The sequence below is a fragment of the Enterobacter sp. 22499 genome, from assembly GCF_052044815.1.
Classification (GTDB): domain Bacteria; phylum Pseudomonadota; class Gammaproteobacteria; order Enterobacterales; family Enterobacteriaceae; genus Enterobacter; species Enterobacter bugandensis.
On record NZ_JBQENR010000001.1, the window covers coordinates 490,641 to 507,316 of the forward strand.

A 16,676-nucleotide genomic window follows, 5' to 3' on the forward strand; every position below is an offset into this window, starting at 1 on the left:
ACCCCGGCCAGCCGGGGTTATTTTTTATTCTTCTTCTACAGCTTTAATTATTGCGGCTTCTTTTGCGGCCAGCACGCGCTCAACGGTATCTACAACCGCCTGGGTTTGCGGATCGATTTCGATATTCACGCGATGCCCCAGTTTTTTCGAACCCAGCGTGGTGCGCTGCAGCGTCTCGGGAATTAAATGCACGCAAAAACGCGTCGGAGTAACTTCTCCCACCGTCAGACTAATCCCATCAATGCCAATAAACCCTTTATAGAGGATGTATTTCATTAATGACGGGTCCTGCACTTTAAACCAGATTTGACGGTTATTTTCTGATGTAACGATTTTCGCCACTTCGGCGGTGGTCATGATGTGCCCGGACATCAGATGGCCGCCAATCTCGTCGCTGAACTTCGCCGCGCGCTCAACGTTGACGGTGTCCCCCACCACCAGCTCGCCCAGGTTGGTAATACGCAGCGTCTCTTTCATTAAATCAAAGCTAATCTGGTTGCCATTAATTTCGGTGACGGTCAGGCAGCAGCCGTTATGGGCAACCGAGGCGCCGGTTTCGATGCCGTCGAGCATATATTCCGGCAGCTCTACAACATGAGTACGAAAATTAGGTTTTTCATCAATGGACACCACTTTGGCGGTGCCCTGCACAATACCAGTAAACATGCTTACAACTCCTGTTTTTTCCGGACGGTGGTGACACCGTTTAATCCCACCACAATAACAGTTGGAAAAACAGGTTGCCAGCGGAGCGCATTTTCTGGCGATTTTTTCACTAGATAAATAGCTAAAGCCCGCTACAATAGCTGGCACCCCCCTGCATTTTCTTCTTGCTGCCCGTTTCGGCGGCTTTTTTAGTCTCTCATATAACTACAAAATAAAGGTGTTCACGTGCAGAAGTACATGAATGAAGCGCGCCAGCTATTGGCACTGGCTATACCAGTGATCGTCGCGCAGGTGGCCCAGACCGCAATGGGATTTGTGGATACGGTAATGGCGGGTGGCTACAGCGCCACCGATATGGCGGCCGTTGCTATCGGCACGTCAATCTGGCTGCCGGCCATCCTGTTCGGCCACGGTCTGCTGCTCGCCCTCACCCCGGTTATCGCTCAGCTTAATGGCTCGGGTCGTCGCGAGCGTATTGCCCATCAGGTCCGCCAGGGTTTCTGGCTGGCAGGGTTTGTCTCCGTGCTGATTATGATCGTGCTCTGGAACGCGGGTCATATCATCCGCGCCATGCATAACATTGACCCGGCGCTGGCAGACAAAGCCGTGGGCTATCTGCGCGCCCTGCTCTGGGGTGCGCCCGGCTACCTCTTTTTCCAGGTCGCCCGTAACCAGTGTGAAGGGCTGGCGAAAACCAAGCCCGGCATGGTGATGGGCTTTATCGGCCTGCTGGTGAATATTCCGGTGAACTACATCTTTATCTACGGCCATTTCGGCATGCCGGAGCTGGGCGGCGTCGGCTGCGGGGTGGCGACGGCCGCCGTTTACTGGGTCATGTTCTTCTCGATGCTTACCTTTGTGAAGCGCGCCCGCTCCATGCGCGATATTCGTAACGAGAACAGATTCAGCACGCCGGACTGGAACATCATGACGCGCCTGGTGCAGCTGGGGCTGCCGATTGCCCTTGCGCTGTTCTTTGAGGTGACCCTGTTTGCCGTGGTCGCCCTGCTGGTCTCCCCGCTGGGCATTGTGGACGTCGCCGGGCACCAGATTGCGCTCAACTTCAGCTCTCTGATGTTTGTTCTGCCCATGTCGCTGGCCGCGGCAGTGACGATCCGCGTGGGCTTCCGCCTGGGGCAAGGCTCGACGCTTGATGCGCAAACCGCCGCGCGCACCGGATTAGGCGTTGGCGTCTGCATGGCCATTTGCACGGCGCTTTTTACCGTGGCGCTGCGCGAGCAAATTGCCCTGCTCTATAACGATAATCCGGAGGTCGTCACGCTGGCATCGCACCTGATGCTGCTGGCCGCGATTTACCAGATTTCTGACTCCATTCAGGTGATTGGCAGCGGCGTATTGCGCGGCTATAAAGACACGCGTTCGATCTTCTTTATTACCTTTATCGCCTACTGGGTGCTGGGTCTGCCTACTGGCTACGTGTTGGCGCTGACCGATCTGGTCGTTGATCGCATGGGGCCAGCCGGATTCTGGATGGGCTTTATCATCGGACTGACGTCGGCGGCGATCATGATGATGATGCGCATGCGCTTCCTGCAGCGCCAGCCGTCAACGGTAATTTTGCAGCGCGCTGCGCGTTAACTACGCAGTAGCCGCCAGCTGGCGGCTACTTTCTCTTCACTTTGCGCGGTAATGAAGCAATCGCGTGAAATCAGAGAGAAAAATGCGTTTTCCCTCTTGCCTCCTTGATGCTGTGCCGCTAATATTCGTCCCCGTTGTCACCGACAACACGTTGCGTTCATAGCTCAGTTGGTTAGAGCACCACCTTGACATGGTGGGGGTCGTTGGTTCGAGTCCAATTGAACGCACCATTCTGCGTCCGTAGCTCAGTTGGTTAGAGCACCACCTTGACATGGTGGGGGTCGGTGGTTCGAGTCCACTCGGACGCACCATTTCAGTCCTGAAATGGTGCAAATTCTCTCCTTTTACCCTGAATTTTCTTAATCGCTTATTTTCATCATTATTCTCCTGCTACGCTTTTCTTATGGAATAAATACAGGAAGCGCGTCAATGAAGAATATCGCGATTATCGGCTCCGGCCCTACAGGGATTTACACCTTTTATCATCTGCTTAATAACAGCACCCCGCTCTCCGTATCCGTCTTCGAACAGGCCGATGAAGCCGGCGTGGGCATGCCCTATAACGACGACGATAATTCCCGGCTGATGCTGGCGAACATTGCGAGCATAGAAATCCCGCCCATTTTTATGACCTACCTCGACTGGCTCAAGGAACAGAGCGACGCCCATCTGGCGCGCTTTAAGGTTGATAAAGCCAGCCTGCATGACCGGCAGTTCCTGCCCAGACTCCTGTTGGGAGAGTATTTTCGCGACAGCTTGCGTTCAATCGTGAAAGAGGCAAAAAAGCTGGGGTTCCAGGTTACGGTCCATGAATCCGCGAAGGTAACGGACATCATCCCCTCGACAACCGGCGTAACGCTTTCCGTCAACGACACCACTTTGCCCGATCGGTTCGACCTGGCGGTTATCGCCACCGGCCACGTCTGGCCAGATGAGGAGGAAGCCACGCGCACGTTCTTCCCCAGCCCGTGGTCGGGGTTGATGGACGCCAGCATTCCCCCTTGCCGCGTGGGCATTATGGGAACGTCGTTGAGCGGTCTGGACGCGGCTATGGCGGTGGTAATGCAGCACGGTGAGTTTCGTGACGGTAAATTCCTCCTCGACAAGGGCAGCGAAGGGTTAAACATTACGCTGATGTCCCGCACGGGCATTCTGCCGGAAGCCGATTTTTACTGTCCAATCCCATACGAACCGCTGTCGGTATTGACCGAATTCATGGTTGAACACGAGATAGCCAAAGGATCGGACGGCCTGCTTGACCGCATATTTTCCCTGATGGTGAAAGAGCTCGAGCTCGCTGACCCGGCGTGGTGCGAGAAAATTTCTCTGCGTAACCAGGATGCCGACAGCCTTCGTGAGGCATGGTTTGAGGACCGTAAACGGCACGGGCCCTTTACCTGGGCGGAAGAGAACCTCAGTGAGGTTGAACGCAACAAACGCGAACGGCGCACCGTGGCCTGGCGCTATACCGTCCTTCGACTGCATGAGGTGGTTCAGGAGATTGTGCCCCACCTCAACGAAGAGGACAGAGAGCGCTTTAAGCAGGGCCTCGCCCGCGTGTTTATCGACAACTATGCCGCCATTCCGCCGCAGTCTATCCGCAGGCTGCTTGCGCTTCGCGAGGCCGGCATCATTAGCGTGGCGGCGCTCGGCGATGATTACACGCTCGATGCCGGCAGCGATCGGACGGTAATTACCACCAAAGAGAGCGTTTATCGTTTCGACGTGTTTATTGACGCGCGCGGACAAAAGCCGCTCAAAACAAAGGACTTGCCTTTCCCGACGCTGCGTAAACAGCTGGCAGAGACGGGCGACGAGATACCCGACGTTGGCGAGGATTACACGCTTAAAGCGCCTGAAACGGTTCGCGGGCGCATTGCTTTCGGTGCGATACCGTGGCTGATGCACGATAGTCCCTTCGTTCAGGGGCTGGCGGAGTGTGCGGAGATTGCAGAGGCGATGGCGAAGGCGGCTGAAAAACCTGCCTCGGGGAGACGGCGTCGGTTACCGTACGTGGAGAGCTGACAGGGCTTCCATGCCCTGCTATCGGTGATTACTCGAAGAAGACCTCCGGGTTTTCCGACAGCGATACGAACGTTTTGGTGTTCTTATCCAGGGCAAGGATTTTGCCGCTTTCAATGTCATACACCCAACCGTGCAGACGAAGCGAGTTATTACGCAGGCCCACCGCGACGGACGGATGGGTCTTGATGTTGCTCAACTGCGCAAACACGTTCTCCTGCACCATCGCATTCACTTTATCGATAGGCTTGTCCCAGCTTTTCTTCTCTACCACGGCTTTCGCCGCGTCGGAATAGCGCAGCCAGTGCGATACGGCTGGCATTGGCTCCAGGTTGGCGTTATCGGCAATCGCCTTCATCGCGCCGCAGTTGGAGTGGCCGCAGATCACGATATCCGTCACGCCCAGCGCCACCACCGCGTACTCGATAGTTGCAGATACGCCGCCCGGCTCCGGCCCGAAAGGCGGGACAATGTTGCCAGCATTACGAATGACAAAAAGCTGTCCCGGCTCTTGCTGGGTGACCAGTTCAGGAACCAGACGGCTGTCGGAGCAGGAGATGAACAGCGCTTTGGGATTCTGGCTGGACGCTAAACTGCGAAAGAGCTCTTTACGTTGCGGGAAAATCTCTTTTTGAAAGCTGAGAAAACCTTCAATGATATGTTGCATAGCAATTTCTCTTTTATCTGTTTTCGTTTAGGTATGATCGCGATCACACTCGTAAAGTTTACCCACCGTACTTTACCTGAGACAAGCAATATATTTCTGGCCCGACCGCTGCACAATGTTGTCGGCGTTCGCCGGGATGTTTTGCCCTTCGAACGCGCCGTAAAGACGAGCGAATGATTTTCCCGCCAGGCGCCGGGTAACGTCCTCAACCGTACGGGCAGGCAGCGGGAGCATATTCGGGTAGCTCCACATAAAAGACACCGCATCTTTCCCCGGGGTGACCTGCAAAATATCCCCCGCCAGCAAAACGCCCTCGCCCTCCTGCCAGTGCAGCACCGTTCCGCCCGCAAAATGGCCGCCGAGACGTAGCAACGTGACGGACGGCCAAATCTCCAGCGCCTCCCCCTCCCAGAAATGAATCGCCGGGCTGTTGCGCATCACCCATTCGCGGTCGCTGGCGTGCAGGTAGACTGGCGCATCGAAAGCCGCGGCCCACTCCTGCATCGTGGTGTAATAGTGCGGATGCGAAATCGCAATGGCGTGAAGGCCACCGAGCGCGGTGATGAGCGTTTGGGTTGCCGGGTCAAGGTTGGCAATGCAGTCCCAAAGAATATTGCCGTGCGGGGTGCGCAGAAGCAGCGCCCTCTGGTTAATCGCAAAAGCGGGAACCGTTTTGATACTGAACAGCGCGGGCTCCAGCTGCTGCCATTTACTCACGTGCGTGGCCGTCACCGTCGCGTAATCAATCCACGCCTGACCGCTGACCGGGACATACTGGCGTTCATCCTCGCAAATCGGACATCTCTCCGGCTTTCCATCATAGGAGGTACCGCAGGTTTTACAGAGTGTAATCATGAGCGCTCCTCGGTGATAAAGCACTGAGTATGGCAGGGATTATCCTTATGTGCTGCGAGGTACATTGCCGATGTTTTTTACCCTATACTGTGCCAGTATCAAAAACCGAACAGAGCAGGTGCAACATGGAAATTGATCTCGATAACTTAGTTTTTAACGGTCTGGATGAAGCGGAAGAGCGTAACGCGGAACGTCTGGACGACGCGGATAAAAAAGCGCAGGCGATTGTTGCCGACGACGACTGCGGTGATGCCTGCAAGATTTGATAAAAAAAGCACCGGTAAACCGGTGCTTTTTTTATATTACTTTTTCAGCCCGTCAATGGCCGCCTGAGCGCAGGCTTCATCAAGATGACCGCCCGGCGCGCCGCCGATGCCGATCGCCCCAATCACCTCATCGCCTTCTTTTACCGGCAGACCACCTGCCAGCAGCAGGTAGCCAGGAATATCACGCATGTTCTGTGCGCCCGCATTGCTCTGCGCCGCTTCCATCACTTTGCCTGACGCATTCTTTGCGCTGAGCGCCGTAAACGCTTTCATTTCGCTGGCTTTAACCGTGTGAGGACCGGCGTTATCCATACGCTGCACCGCTTTTACCACGCCCGCACGGTCAACCACCGTGACCGCGACCTGGTAATTTTTCGCTGCACAGGACTGAATGGCGGATGTTGCCAGTGCGTTAGCCTGCGTCAGAGAGAGATTTTTTTGGGTCAACGTCTCGGCCTGTGCGGCCAGGCTTACGCTACCTGCGACCAGTGCCGCAACCATCATGACTTTTTTCATCGCACTTCCTCGCGTGTTGTTAGACATCCCGGAGGTTACTTAACGGCGCGATGAAACGTAATTCGGTTGATTACGCACTCCACCTGGTAGTTATACGGATTGCAATTTATCGTACGCCCGGCTCGCCTGTACCAGACTGGTGACGCCGAGCTTGGCAAACGCCGCCGCACGGTGCGCTTCCACGGTTCTCGGGGAAAGATTCAGGCGTGCTGCCACCTCTTTATTACTGCACCCTTCCATCAGTACGGTCAGTACCTCGTGCTCCCGCGCGGTTAGCTGTTCAAAGCGTGCTTTGATCTGCGAAATATCCTGCCAGGTGGCAGACCGTCGCTGGCTCTCCTCAAAGGCCAGCCCAACCGTTTCGATGAGCTTATCGGCGTCTAACGGCTTGGTGAAAAACTCAAATACGCCGTTGCGAAACGCGCGACGGCAGGCGTCGATCGTTCCGTGTCCGGTCATGACAACGACCGGCAGCAGCGGCCACGGCCATTCGCCCTCTTCCAGCCACGCCAGCCCGCCTTTACCCGGCATGCGCATATCCAGCAGCAGACAGCCGACAAGCGACGATTCACCGCTCTGCGCCTGAGTAAAAGCCTCGACGCTCGCAAACGTCTTAACCTGCCAGCCCATCCCCGACAGTAAAAACGACAGGGATTCTCTGATGGACTCGTCGTCATCAATGAGCCAGACCACCTTATCCATGTTTTAACTCCTTTCCTGCTGCCAGCTGCAAGCGGATCTGCGCCCCACCCTGCGGGGCATTGTCCAGGGCGATCGAGCCGTTCATGCGCGTCATCAGCGTTTCCGTTAACGTCATTCCCAGCCCAATTCCGCCGGGGCGTCCGCTAAAGAATGGCATAAATGCGTTCTGCAGGGCATCCGGGCTAAACCCGGGCCCGCCGTCGGTCAGGGTAACCAGAATGCCCTTCTCATTTTTCTGACTGTCGATTCGCACCCAGCCGTCCGCGCTCTCCTGCTGCGCCTGAATCGCATTGCTGAGCAGATTATGCAGGATCTGCTCCAGCCAGAGTCGGTCCGCCATTACGGTCGTAGCATCCACAGCAAACGCATGAATAACCGCGATACGCCGGGATTTACGCTCGTGCTCCAGTAAATTCTCCACCTGCTGCCAGCACTGTACCAGATCGGTTTCGCGCAGGGTCACCTTTTCCTGTACCACATGCTCGCGAAACCGGGTCAGCAAGGCGCTGATACGCTGCGTTTGCAGCAGCGCGGCCGCGAGCGCCTGCGACACGGCCTGCGGATTATCCTGCAGCTGTCGCTGCGCCCCCTGGATCCAGGTTTGCACGGCGGTCAGCGGCTGGTTGATTTCATGGACGATGCCCGCGGTGATCTCTCCCAGCGTGTTAAGCCTGGCGTGCTGATAATAGAGCGCACGCTGCTCAGCCTGCTGGCGCTGTTTGCGCTGCCAGAGCACGGTTCCCGCGCCCCCAATCACTATCCCCCATGTCAGAAACAGCAGCGGATACGCCAGCCAGGAGACCCTGAACCAGTCCGGATCTGCCGCGGCAGTGAGAATAAAGGGCTGAGTATGCTGCGGGAAGGTGCGCTGCCAGTGCCAGAAAGTGCCCGTTGACCGCGGACGATCGTCATTCGAAAGGTTCAGATGCAGCTCTGCAAAGCTATGGATCGGCGCAAGCAGCGCGCTTAAGTCGATCAGGATGCGGATCTGCCGCCACGGGTTGTATAACCAGTACTGAACGCCGCGAAAAGGCTCCACGCGGGCGGCGTCCAGCGCGCGACCGGTGGTTTTTTCCAGAGCCTTAATGTGGGGGAATTTTTTGCGTAACGCGGTGAGGTCTTCATCGCCGGTCAGAAGCGGAAGTACCGACTCGTTTTGCGTCAGCACGGCGCCGATCCCCGAATACAGCGCCGTAAACTCGCGATCGCGCTCCCAGAACTGGCGGCGTATCTGTTCCGCATACAGCAGCACGCCGCTTATCAGGCAGACCACCACCCACGCAGCGATGCTGCGCTTTATCATCTTTTTTATGCTCATCGCGTTAACTGGCCCGTCATTCAGGCTGTCGACATTACCAGTTAACGTTGATGAGAACAAAAAAACGCGGGCGTAATCAGACCTCCGGCGTTTTGCTAAAGCCGGTCAGCATCAGGATCAGGCTTTGCGGGGAAGACGCCGTCTCAAACTGGTAGTGATTTCCCTGACGATCGCCGCCGATGTACCACGAAATCTCGGTTTTCCCTTCTGCCAGCGCCTTGCGCACCGCTTTATCTACGTCCACCATCCGGTATTCGCGGGAGTGGTTAAGGTAAAGCACCGCATCCGAGCGGTAGTTACAGGCTGGCCGCGACTGCCAGCTCACGCTGGCCGGATCCCAGTCGTTGCTTGCCGGATAGAAGAAAATTTGATCCGCGCCGTTGGTTTCCACTTTCCCGCCATAAATCCGCACGCGGTATTTAAACTGCGAAGGATCCTGTCCGGCAGGCAGCGGGGGAATGTGAAACTTCACCAGCGACAGCGTTTCGCTGTTTTTGGTGCGCCCGCCGTTCTGCCAGTTATCCTGCACCAGCAGGACCTGGGGCTCTGGCTGGGTAAGCGCGGGCTCCAGGCTGCTGAGCCAGACGCTGGCCTTCGCTTTTGAATAACCATACGGAACGGTGGTGCCGCAGTCCAGACCGCGGTTCATGCACAGGTCGGTCATAAAGCGCGCGGCGTCTTCCGTCCAGCCGTTCATAAAATCAGCATGCGCCGTATACAGGCTCCCCCACCGCTCTTCACGCTCGTTGCCGTGCATGATGGGGTCGAGAGAAAGCTGCGCTTTGCTGGTATCAAGCGAGCTAATCGTCGGGAGCACGTACGCAATGTTCATGTTCACGGTGGGAATTTTCACCGGGAAGTCGGACGGGCACTGCCCTTTGGTGTCGTAGGTGGCGTTGGCCAGACCGTGAGCGGGCTTAAGATTTACCCCGTCCCAGCAGTTCGGAAACTGAATGCCAATATTAAACTGCACGGCATCGTTCGCCTTGCGTAAGCCGCAGACCTCACCCGTTTTGGTGGTGTAGCCCTTGCCGTTAGCGCACAGGAAGGTGATATGTGGATTCGGCGCGGTGCCGTGATGATCGCCCGCCAGCAGCGACAGCCCCGCCGGGAACGGGTGCAGCGGCCAGGCGTCGACGTTCGATGCCTGATAATAGGTTTTTTGATAGGCGGGTTTGACCACCGTTCCGTCAGGCAATTTCAGAGAGGGTGCCCAGTAGGCCGAGCTGTCTGCTTTGTTATCGCAGGTGGTCTTTTCATCTTTACGCAGCGATTCACGGCTGGAGAAGGCATCAGTTTGCACGTTGCCAAAAAAATCGTGCAGCATGGCCTCGTTGGGCATGCCGTGCATCATAATGGCATCGTCGCCGAGCGTGTGGGAGTAACCGCAGACGACGTGCGCCTGTGGCGCAGCGTGCGCCGCCTGCATGGCAATCAGTAGTGCGGTGGCAGAAAGTGCCGGGATTAATACTGTCCGTTTCATTATCATCTCCTTCTGAGAAAGGAGATATTGGTATCAAAACGGCCAGGGTTTACCGAGGATTTGCCCGCGTATTTTTCCGTTCATCCCTGCTTTACACGGATCACGCACAGCTCATTCCAGTACGTTTCGCGCGTGCGGCGAAGTTCAGCGTGACGTTTTATCATGGAACCACTCCGGGTCGATGTTAGCGACGTCCACGCCATACAGGCTGGCAACAGGCAGTATTGACTCCAGAACACGCTGCGCGCTGTTCTCCGCATTCGCTGGCCGGGTCGCAAAAAACCGCCGTAGCGTGCCGATCCATTTTTTCATTGCCTTTACCCCTCTCGCTTCACCAGCCCTGAGTTAAGCACGCGTTTCCTGGCCGCGGAAATATCAATTCCGGCAGTCGATGTGCAGGATGTGCAAATAGCTCCTTACATTTACCTGCCGGTAACATACTGTTCACTAATGCTTTTTTGTATAGAGCAAAGAACAATTTCTTATTTGGCGATAGCTTTTGCTTATGGGAGCGTAACGGTGCAAAACAAAAACAACGGGACGAACGATGACTATGGCAGCAAAGATGAAAAGGTTTAAAAAAGGGACGGCAGTTCTGGGATTACTGGCCGCCGGGAGCCTGTTTTCAGCGCAGGCGCTGGCCGATCGGCTGGAGGATATTAAGGCCGCGGGGGTGGTGAAAGTCGCCACGTTTGACGCCAACCCACCGTTTGGCTCAATTGATGCAAAAACGCACGAGATCGTGGGTTACGACGTGGACTTTGCCAAAGCACTGGCAAAATCACTCGGCGTGAAGCTTGAACTGGTTGCCACCAATCCGGCCAACCGCATTCCGCTGCTTCAGTCCGGTAAAGCAGACCTGATCGTAGCGGATATCACCATCACCCCGGAACGCGCGCAGGTGATTGATTTCTCCACCCCCTATTTCGTGACCGGACAACAGTTCCTGGTTCCCGCCAAATCGCCCGATAAGCTGGATGAATACAGCCGGGCGCGCATTGGCGCGGTCAAAGGCACCACGGGTGAACAGGCGCTCCACCAGCGTTTCCCGCAGTCCCGCGTGCTGGCTTATGACGACATTCCTCTGGCGCTGACGGCGCTGCGCAACGGCAACGTGCAGGCCATTACCCAGGACAGCACAATTCTTGCAGGCCTGCTGGCACAGGCCCCGGATAAAGCGAACTTCAAAATCCTGCCCGATCTGCTCAGTAAAGAAGAAATTGGCGTCGGGGTGAAGAAAGGTGAAACGGCGCTGCTGAAAGCAGTCAATGATGAGCTGGTTAATCTCGAGAAGAACGGTCAGGCGGCAAAAATCTATGACGTCTGGTTTGGCCCAAACACGCCCGCTCCACAGCCTCGCGCCTTTAAAATAGAAGCCAGGTAATTATGCTCTCAGGTTTATTTTCCCACTCCGCGGCCGTTGCCGCGGATTTTTCACATCTGGAACAGGCCAGTGTTGAGTTTCGTCACGTGGACAAACGCTACGGCGACCATCAGGTTTTACGCGACATTAACCTCACCATCACGCCCGGTGAAGTGGTTGCTATTCTCGGCCCTTCCGGTTCGGGTAAATCAACGCTGATCCGTCTTATCAATCAGCTTGAAACCCTGAGCGGCGGGGAAATCCTGGTCGACAGCAAGCCGACCGGGCAGCTTTCCGGCAGCAGGCTGCGTCAGCTGCGCAGCCGCGTTGGATTTGTGTTTCAGCAGTTCAATCTGTATGCCCACCTCACCGCCAGCCAGAACATCACCCTGGCGCTGGAGCATGTGCGCGGCTGGAAGCCGCAGCCAGCTCAGGAGCGCGCGCTGGCGCTGCTGGAGAAGGTCGGAATGCAGGAAAAGGCTCACCACTTCCCCGCTGAGCTTTCCGGCGGCCAGCAGCAGCGCGTGGCGATTGCCCGCGCCCTGGCCTCATCGCCGCAGATCATCCTCTTCGACGAGCCGACGTCGGCGCTCGATCCGGAGATGATTGGCGAAGTGTTATTCGTCATGAAAGCCCTTGCCCATAGCGGGATCACCATGATTGTCGTGACTCATGAGATGCAGTTCGCCCGGGAAATTGCCGACCGGATTGTCTTTATCGACGGCGGGCAGATTCTTGAAACCTCGCCGCCGGGGCAATTTTTCCGTCAACCGTCGCATCCCCGGGCGCAGCGTTTCCTGCAAAAAGTGCTGAACCCGCTGCACCAGGAGCACCTCTGATGCCCGCCCTCGACTGGCAGGGCGTGCTGGCCGGACAGCCTCTGCAGTGGATACTCTCCGGTTTTCTCACCACCCTGTGGGTGACGCTGGCGGGGGGCCTGATCGCCAGCCTGCTTGCACTGACCTTTTTGCTCCTGCGTCTTTCCGGTGGACGCATCGGGAATGCGGTCGTCAACGGCTGGGTATCGCTGTTTCGCAATACGCCGCTGTTGGTGCAGCTGCTGTTCTGGTATTTCGCCGCCTGGAACGGGTTACCGCAGGGCTTTCGAGACGCGGTGAATGCGGATCACAACTGGTCAATTCTGCCCGGCGACGTCTGGTGGTTTACCCCTGAGTTTTTATGTTCTGCCTGGGGGTTGGGCGTCTTTACCTCGGCATTTTTAATTGAGGAAGCGGCATCGGGACTGCGTTCTGTTCCTGCCGGACAGCAGGAAGCGGCGCTGGCGCAAGGGTTCTCCTCGTGGCGTTTATTTCGCTACATCCTTCTGCCGCAGGGGCTCGCCAACGCCTGGCAGCCCGTTGTCGGCCAGTACCTCAACTTGATGAAGCTCTCCTCGCTCGCCAGCGGGATTGGCTTCGCTGAGCTAACCTACCAGGTCCGGCAGATTGAAAGTTACAACGCCCACGCCATGGAGGCGTTTATCGTCGGTACGGTGCTCTATTTGCTTACCGGCATTGTCATGGGGATGGTACTGGTGCGCGTCGGTCCGCATTCAGGGAGGAAAAAAGATGGTTGCAGGATTTAACGTTATTGTCGAAAACCTGGATTATCTGCTGTGGGGACGAACGGCAGCGGGTGAACCCGGCGGCGTACTGCTTTCGCTGCTGATGGCCGCAGGGGCCGTCCTGCTTGCGCTTCCCGGCGGCGTGGCGCTGGCGTGCCTCGCCTGGCGCTATCCTGGGCTGGTGCGCAGGGGGCTTTTTCTGTGGGCGGAGTTGATTCGCGGTATTCCCCTGATTTTTGTGATTTTCTGGATGTGGTACCTGTTGCCGCTGATCACCGGCGGGGATCTGCCGGGGGCGCTGACCGTGACGCTGGCGCTGGCCTGGTTTACGGCGGCATCGGTGATGCATTCGGTTTTTGCCGGGCTCAGGGCGCTCCCAGCGGGTCAAAACGAGGCCGCGCTGTCTCAGGGGTTCAGCACGCAGCAAACCCTGTGGCGCGTGCTGCTGCCGCAGACGCTGAGAAATATTTTGCCGTCGCTGGTGGGAATTTTTATCAGCCTGCTGAAGGATACGTCGCTGGCATTCATCGTCAACGTCCCGGAGCTAACCACGGTGGCGGGACAGGTCAACAACCGGGTGCAAATCTACCCGGCGGCCATCTTTATCTTTACGGGTGCGGTCTATTACCTGCTCTGCTGCTCGCTTGAACAGGTCGCGAAACGCTGGCGCGTTAGCCGGCCAGCGCCTTAACCACCGTTTCCATCGCTTCGGTTGTCAGTGCGCTGCGCTTGATGCGCTGGTTCGCCAGCGCCGTGCGCAGCACGCCCGCAATGACAATATGCTTCGGCTCCTGCCCTAAATCACGCATCTCCAGCACCACCTTTCCGACCACCCGGCACATCTCCTGGTACAGCGCTTCATCTTTGGTCACGTTACCCATCGTCATCACTCCATTGCCTGTTAAACGTTGAGCTTAAATGATTCTCCCGCCGGATACAAAAAAGAAGCCCGGCGAGGATCTCGCCGGGCTTCATCTGGAAAATCAAATAATTAGTTGTTTACTGGAATGACCGCGCCTTTGTATTTGGTGCGGATCCAGTCCTGAATCTCTTTGGAGTGCAGCACGTTCACCAGCGCGACGATGTCTTTCTTTTTCTCGTCGCCGCGATGCACGGTAATGATGTTGGCGTACGGGTTGTTTTCACCGCTCTCTACCGCAATCGGGTCGTGAACCGGATCCAGACCGGCGTCTATCGCATAGTTGGCGTTAATCACCACCGCGTCGCCTTCGTCGTTGTTGTACATCTGCGGCAGCAGGGACGCTTCCACGTTCGGCGTGAACTTCAGTTTTTTCGGGTTCTCAACGATATCGCTGATGCGCGCCGTCACTTTGTCGATGCCCGGCTTCAGCTTGATCACGCCCTCTTTTTCGAAGATGGAGAGAATACGGCCTTCCTCGGAAACCGCATCACGCATGATGATCTTGCCGCCTTCCGGCAGGTCCTTCAGGGATTTGTATTTTTTTGAGTAGATGCCGATTGGCTCAATGTGGATCGCGCCCGCACTGACAAAATCGTAGTCTTTATCGCCAGCATGATCTTTCAGCACGCTGTTCAGGTAAGGAATGTGCTGGAAATAGTTCGCGTCGATGTCATGACCCGCCAGCGCAGTGTTCGGCAGAATGTAGTCCTGGAACGGTTTAATCTCCAGGTCGATACCCTGCTTCGCCAGAATCGGCTTGGCCTGCTCCAGAATTTCGGCGTGCGGCGTGTTGGATGCGCCCACGGTCAGGGTGTCGGCCCAGGAGGCGAAGCTCAGGGCGCTCAGGGTTGCGGCGGCGATCAGTGTCAGTGTCTTTTTCATGATGTGTTTCCTGTGTGTATTTATTAGCGTTTATCTAACAGTGAAGTAATGACATCGCCGCAGAACTGGATAATGAAAACGATGATTAAAATGGTCACCGTTGCCACCAGCGTGACGTCACCATGGTTGCGCTGGAATCCTTCCAGATAAGCCAGATTTCCCAAACCACCGGCGCCAATCACCCCCGCCATGGCGCTGTAGCTCACCAGCGCAATCAGCGTCACCGTAATACCTGATACCAGTGCAGGTGATGATTCCGGCAGTAAAACCCGAAACACGAGCGTGCTCAGTCGTGCGCCCATCGAGCGCGTTGCTTCAATGACCCCTTTGTCCACTTCGCGCAGGGCGATCTCCACCAGACGCGCATAGAACGGCGCGGCACCGACAATCAGGGCCGGCAGCGCCGCGTTAGCGCCAAGGATGGTGCCGACGACGGTCTTGGTGAACGGGATCAGCAGAACGATGAGAATGATGAACGGAATAGAGCGGAACACGTTCACCACTATCGAAATGACGCTGTAGACCGTGCGGTTGTGGAACAAGCCACCGCGCGCGGTTAAAAACAGCGCCAGGCCCAGCACGATGCCCAGCACAAAGGTCGCCACGCCGGACAGCGCGGTCATGTACAGCGTCTCCAGCGTTGCAGCCCAGAGCTGATCCCACTTGAGATGCGGAAAGAGATTCTCAAACATGTTTAATTACCTCGCCTTCAATATCGCTGTGCTGCAGGTCGGCGAGGATATTGTTCAGTTGTTCATCGGATGCCGCCACGTGGACCCAGAGCTGCCCGAAAACACCGTGGGCGGTCTGCGTCATTTTTCCGTGCAGAATGTTAAACGGCAGGCCGTAGCGCAGGGTGAGTTCCCCGACAATCGGCTTGTGCGTGCTGTGTCCGGTAAAGGTCAGCCTGATCACCGTGCCTTCCAGATCGCTTGCCAGTTCGGTATTGAAGGTCTCTTCCTCGGCGTACTGGCTCACCTGGCGGACAAACTGCTGCGTAATCGGCTGCTGTGGATGGGTAAAGACGCTCAGCACGTCGCCCTCTTCCACCACTTTGCCGTTCTCCATCACCGCCACGCGGTCGCAGATTTTGCGCACCACGTGCATCTCGTGCGTGATCAGCACGATGGTGAGCTTGAAGCGGCGGTTAATGTCCAGCAGCAGATCGAGGATCTGATCGGTGGTCTGCGGGTCGAGCGCGGACGTAGCCTCATCGCAGAGCAGCACGTCGGGGTTGTTGGCCAGCGCGCGCGCAATCCCCACGCGCTGCTTTTGCCCGCCGCTCAGCTGCGACGGATACGCATTTTCGCGTCCCTTCAGGCCAACCAGCTCCACCAGTTCGGCGACGCGCGCCTTAATCTTCGCTTTTGGCACACCGGCAATTTGCATAGAGAAAGCAATGTTCTCACTCACCGTGCGCGACCACAGCAGGTTGAAGTGCTGAAACACCATGCTGATCTTCAGACGCGCCTGACGCAGTGCTTCACCTTTTGCGGCGGAGATATCCTGCCCGTTAATGGTGACGCTCCCGGCGCTGGGTTTCTCCAGACCGTTCAGCAGGCGAATCAGCGTGCTTTTCCCGGCGCCGCTGTAACCGATAATTCCGTATATTTGTCCCTGTGCTATCGTCAAATTGACGTTATCAACGGCTGTGAGTGCCACCTTTCCGTTGTCAAAAACCTTCGAAATATTGCTCAGTACAATCATTCTTATTCGTTATCCGTGCCGCCCTTGGCGGTTTAGCAGTATGGATGTCCAAAAGATAGTAAACAGGCGTTATCAGCTTTTAAATGAACAAAAAAGAATGTGTTATAACTTTCGGAAATAAACAGCGGATTTACCGGGTGGGAA

Annotated in this window: 19 protein-coding genes and 2 tRNA genes; 9 read left to right on the forward strand and 12 right to left on the reverse strand. The window is 56.4% G+C overall.

All coding sequences use genetic code 11. The features are described from left to right. Positions 1-24: 24 nt before the first annotated feature. Positions 25-666 (reverse strand): riboflavin synthase, encoded by a 642-nt coding sequence (locus ACTJI7_RS02310; RefSeq protein WP_028012887.1) that lies wholly within the window; start codon positions 664-666, stop codon positions 25-27. Positions 667-891: 225 nt separating this feature from the next. Between ACTJI7_RS02310 and mdtK the strand changes: the two genes are divergently transcribed. The 4 genes from mdtK to ACTJI7_RS02330 all read left to right on the forward strand — a co-directional run bounded on the left by mdtK (position 892) and on the right by ACTJI7_RS02330 (position 4,290). Beyond that, the gene (gene mdtK, locus ACTJI7_RS02315) at positions 892-2,265 is read left to right on the forward strand and encodes an MdtK family multidrug efflux MATE transporter (RefSeq protein ID WP_047368403.1); all 1,374 of its coding nucleotides are present in this window, start codon (positions 892-894) and stop codon (positions 2,263-2,265) included. A 153-nt stretch (positions 2,266-2,418) separates the two neighbouring features. Next, positions 2,419-2,495, forward strand: a tRNA-Val gene (locus ACTJI7_RS02320). Between the two features lie 4 nt (positions 2,496-2,499). Continuing rightward, a tRNA-Val gene (locus tag ACTJI7_RS02325) sits at positions 2,500-2,576 on the forward strand. Between the two features lie 118 nt (positions 2,577-2,694). Beyond that, a complete protein-coding gene (locus tag ACTJI7_RS02330) occupies positions 2,695-4,290 on the forward strand; it encodes an FAD-NAD(P)-binding protein (protein ID WP_063153889.1) in 1,596 nt (531 codons plus the stop codon). Between the two features lie 28 nt (positions 4,291-4,318). Here the strand turns inward: ACTJI7_RS02330 and ACTJI7_RS02335 are convergent, their stop codons facing one another. Beyond that, entirely contained in the window at positions 4,319-4,954 is a 636-nt protein-coding gene (locus ACTJI7_RS02335; protein WP_028012884.1) for a carbonic anhydrase, read from the reverse strand. Between the two features lie 72 nt (positions 4,955-5,026). Beyond that, entirely contained in the window at positions 5,027-5,809 is a 783-nt protein-coding gene (locus ACTJI7_RS02340; protein WP_063153888.1) for an MBL fold metallo-hydrolase, read from the reverse strand. Between the two features lie 125 nt (positions 5,810-5,934). Between ACTJI7_RS02340 and ACTJI7_RS02345 the strand changes: the two genes are divergently transcribed. Beyond that, the gene (locus ACTJI7_RS02345; RefSeq protein ID WP_003857665.1) at positions 5,935-6,075 is read left to right on the forward strand and encodes a hypothetical protein; all 141 of its coding nucleotides are present in this window, start codon (positions 5,935-5,937) and stop codon (positions 6,073-6,075) included. Between the two features lie 36 nt (positions 6,076-6,111). On the opposite strand, the gene ACTJI7_RS02350 is transcribed toward ACTJI7_RS02345, so the two are convergent. The 5 genes from ACTJI7_RS02350 to ACTJI7_RS02370 form a co-directional block, all read right to left on the reverse strand. Further along, positions 6,112-6,591, reverse strand: coding sequence for a GlcG/HbpS family heme-binding protein (locus ACTJI7_RS02350; RefSeq protein WP_047368400.1), 480 nt, complete (start codon positions 6,589-6,591; stop codon positions 6,112-6,114). 90 nt (positions 6,592-6,681) lie between these two features. Further along, positions 6,682-7,293, reverse strand: a complete 612-nt coding sequence (locus ACTJI7_RS02355) for a response regulator transcription factor (protein ID WP_063153887.1) — start codon at positions 7,291-7,293, stop codon at positions 6,682-6,684. Continuing rightward, a complete protein-coding gene (locus ACTJI7_RS02360) occupies positions 7,286-8,596 on the reverse strand; it encodes a sensor histidine kinase (RefSeq protein WP_236299168.1) in 1,311 nt (436 codons plus the stop codon). Before ACTJI7_RS02360 ends, ACTJI7_RS02355 begins: the two co-directional genes overlap by 8 nt. 91 nt (positions 8,597-8,687) lie before the next feature. Further along, positions 8,688-10,094, reverse strand: a complete 1,407-nt coding sequence (locus ACTJI7_RS02365) for a DUF1996 domain-containing protein (protein ID WP_063153885.1) — start codon at positions 10,092-10,094, stop codon at positions 8,688-8,690. 144 nt (positions 10,095-10,238) lie between these two features. Beyond that, positions 10,239-10,406 (reverse strand): hypothetical protein, encoded by a 168-nt coding sequence (locus ACTJI7_RS02370; protein ID WP_032644868.1) that lies wholly within the window; start codon positions 10,404-10,406, stop codon positions 10,239-10,241. A 241-nt stretch (positions 10,407-10,647) separates the two neighbouring features. On the opposite strand from ACTJI7_RS02370, the gene ACTJI7_RS02375 reads away from it, so the two are divergent. Genes ACTJI7_RS02375 through ACTJI7_RS02390 form a run of 4 tightly spaced genes read left to right on the forward strand, consistent with a single transcriptional unit; the run spans position 10,648 to position 13,712 of the window. After that, entirely contained in the window at positions 10,648-11,478 is an 831-nt protein-coding gene (locus tag ACTJI7_RS02375; protein ID WP_071993779.1) for an ABC transporter substrate-binding protein, read from the forward strand. 2 nt (positions 11,479-11,480) lie between these two features. Then, a complete protein-coding gene (locus ACTJI7_RS02380) occupies positions 11,481-12,296 on the forward strand; it encodes an amino acid ABC transporter ATP-binding protein (RefSeq protein ID WP_440669622.1) in 816 nt (271 codons plus the stop codon). Further along, positions 12,296-13,042 (forward strand): amino acid ABC transporter permease, encoded by a 747-nt coding sequence (locus ACTJI7_RS02385; RefSeq protein WP_063153883.1) that lies wholly within the window; start codon positions 12,296-12,298, stop codon positions 13,040-13,042. The genes ACTJI7_RS02380 and ACTJI7_RS02385 overlap by 1 nt, the downstream gene beginning before the upstream one ends. Beyond that, positions 13,026-13,712: an amino acid ABC transporter permease gene (locus tag ACTJI7_RS02390; RefSeq protein WP_063153882.1), complete on the forward strand. Its 687-nt coding sequence runs from the start codon at positions 13,026-13,028 to the stop codon at positions 13,710-13,712. Before ACTJI7_RS02385 ends, ACTJI7_RS02390 begins: the two co-directional genes overlap by 17 nt. Here the strand turns inward: ACTJI7_RS02390 and fumD are convergent. The 4 genes from fumD to ACTJI7_RS02410 form a co-directional block, all read right to left on the reverse strand. Then, positions 13,693-13,902, reverse strand: coding sequence for a fumarate hydratase FumD (gene fumD, locus ACTJI7_RS02395; protein WP_028012876.1), 210 nt, complete (start codon positions 13,900-13,902; stop codon positions 13,693-13,695). The two genes, ACTJI7_RS02390 and fumD, sit on opposite strands and share 20 nt — an antisense overlap. A 110-nt stretch (positions 13,903-14,012) precedes the next feature. Beyond that, on the reverse strand, positions 14,013-14,825 hold the full coding sequence (locus ACTJI7_RS02400) for a MetQ/NlpA family ABC transporter substrate-binding protein (RefSeq protein ID WP_028012875.1): 813 nt from the start codon (positions 14,823-14,825) through the stop codon (positions 14,013-14,015). A 23-nt stretch (positions 14,826-14,848) separates the two neighbouring features. Next, positions 14,849-15,517 (reverse strand): methionine ABC transporter permease, encoded by a 669-nt coding sequence (locus tag ACTJI7_RS02405; protein WP_049138910.1) that lies wholly within the window; start codon positions 15,515-15,517, stop codon positions 14,849-14,851. After that, the gene (locus ACTJI7_RS02410; protein WP_063153881.1) at positions 15,510-16,532 is read right to left on the reverse strand and encodes a methionine ABC transporter ATP-binding protein; all 1,023 of its coding nucleotides are present in this window, start codon (positions 16,530-16,532) and stop codon (positions 15,510-15,512) included. Before ACTJI7_RS02410 ends, ACTJI7_RS02405 begins: the two co-directional genes overlap by 8 nt. Positions 16,533-16,676 lie beyond the last annotated feature (144 nt).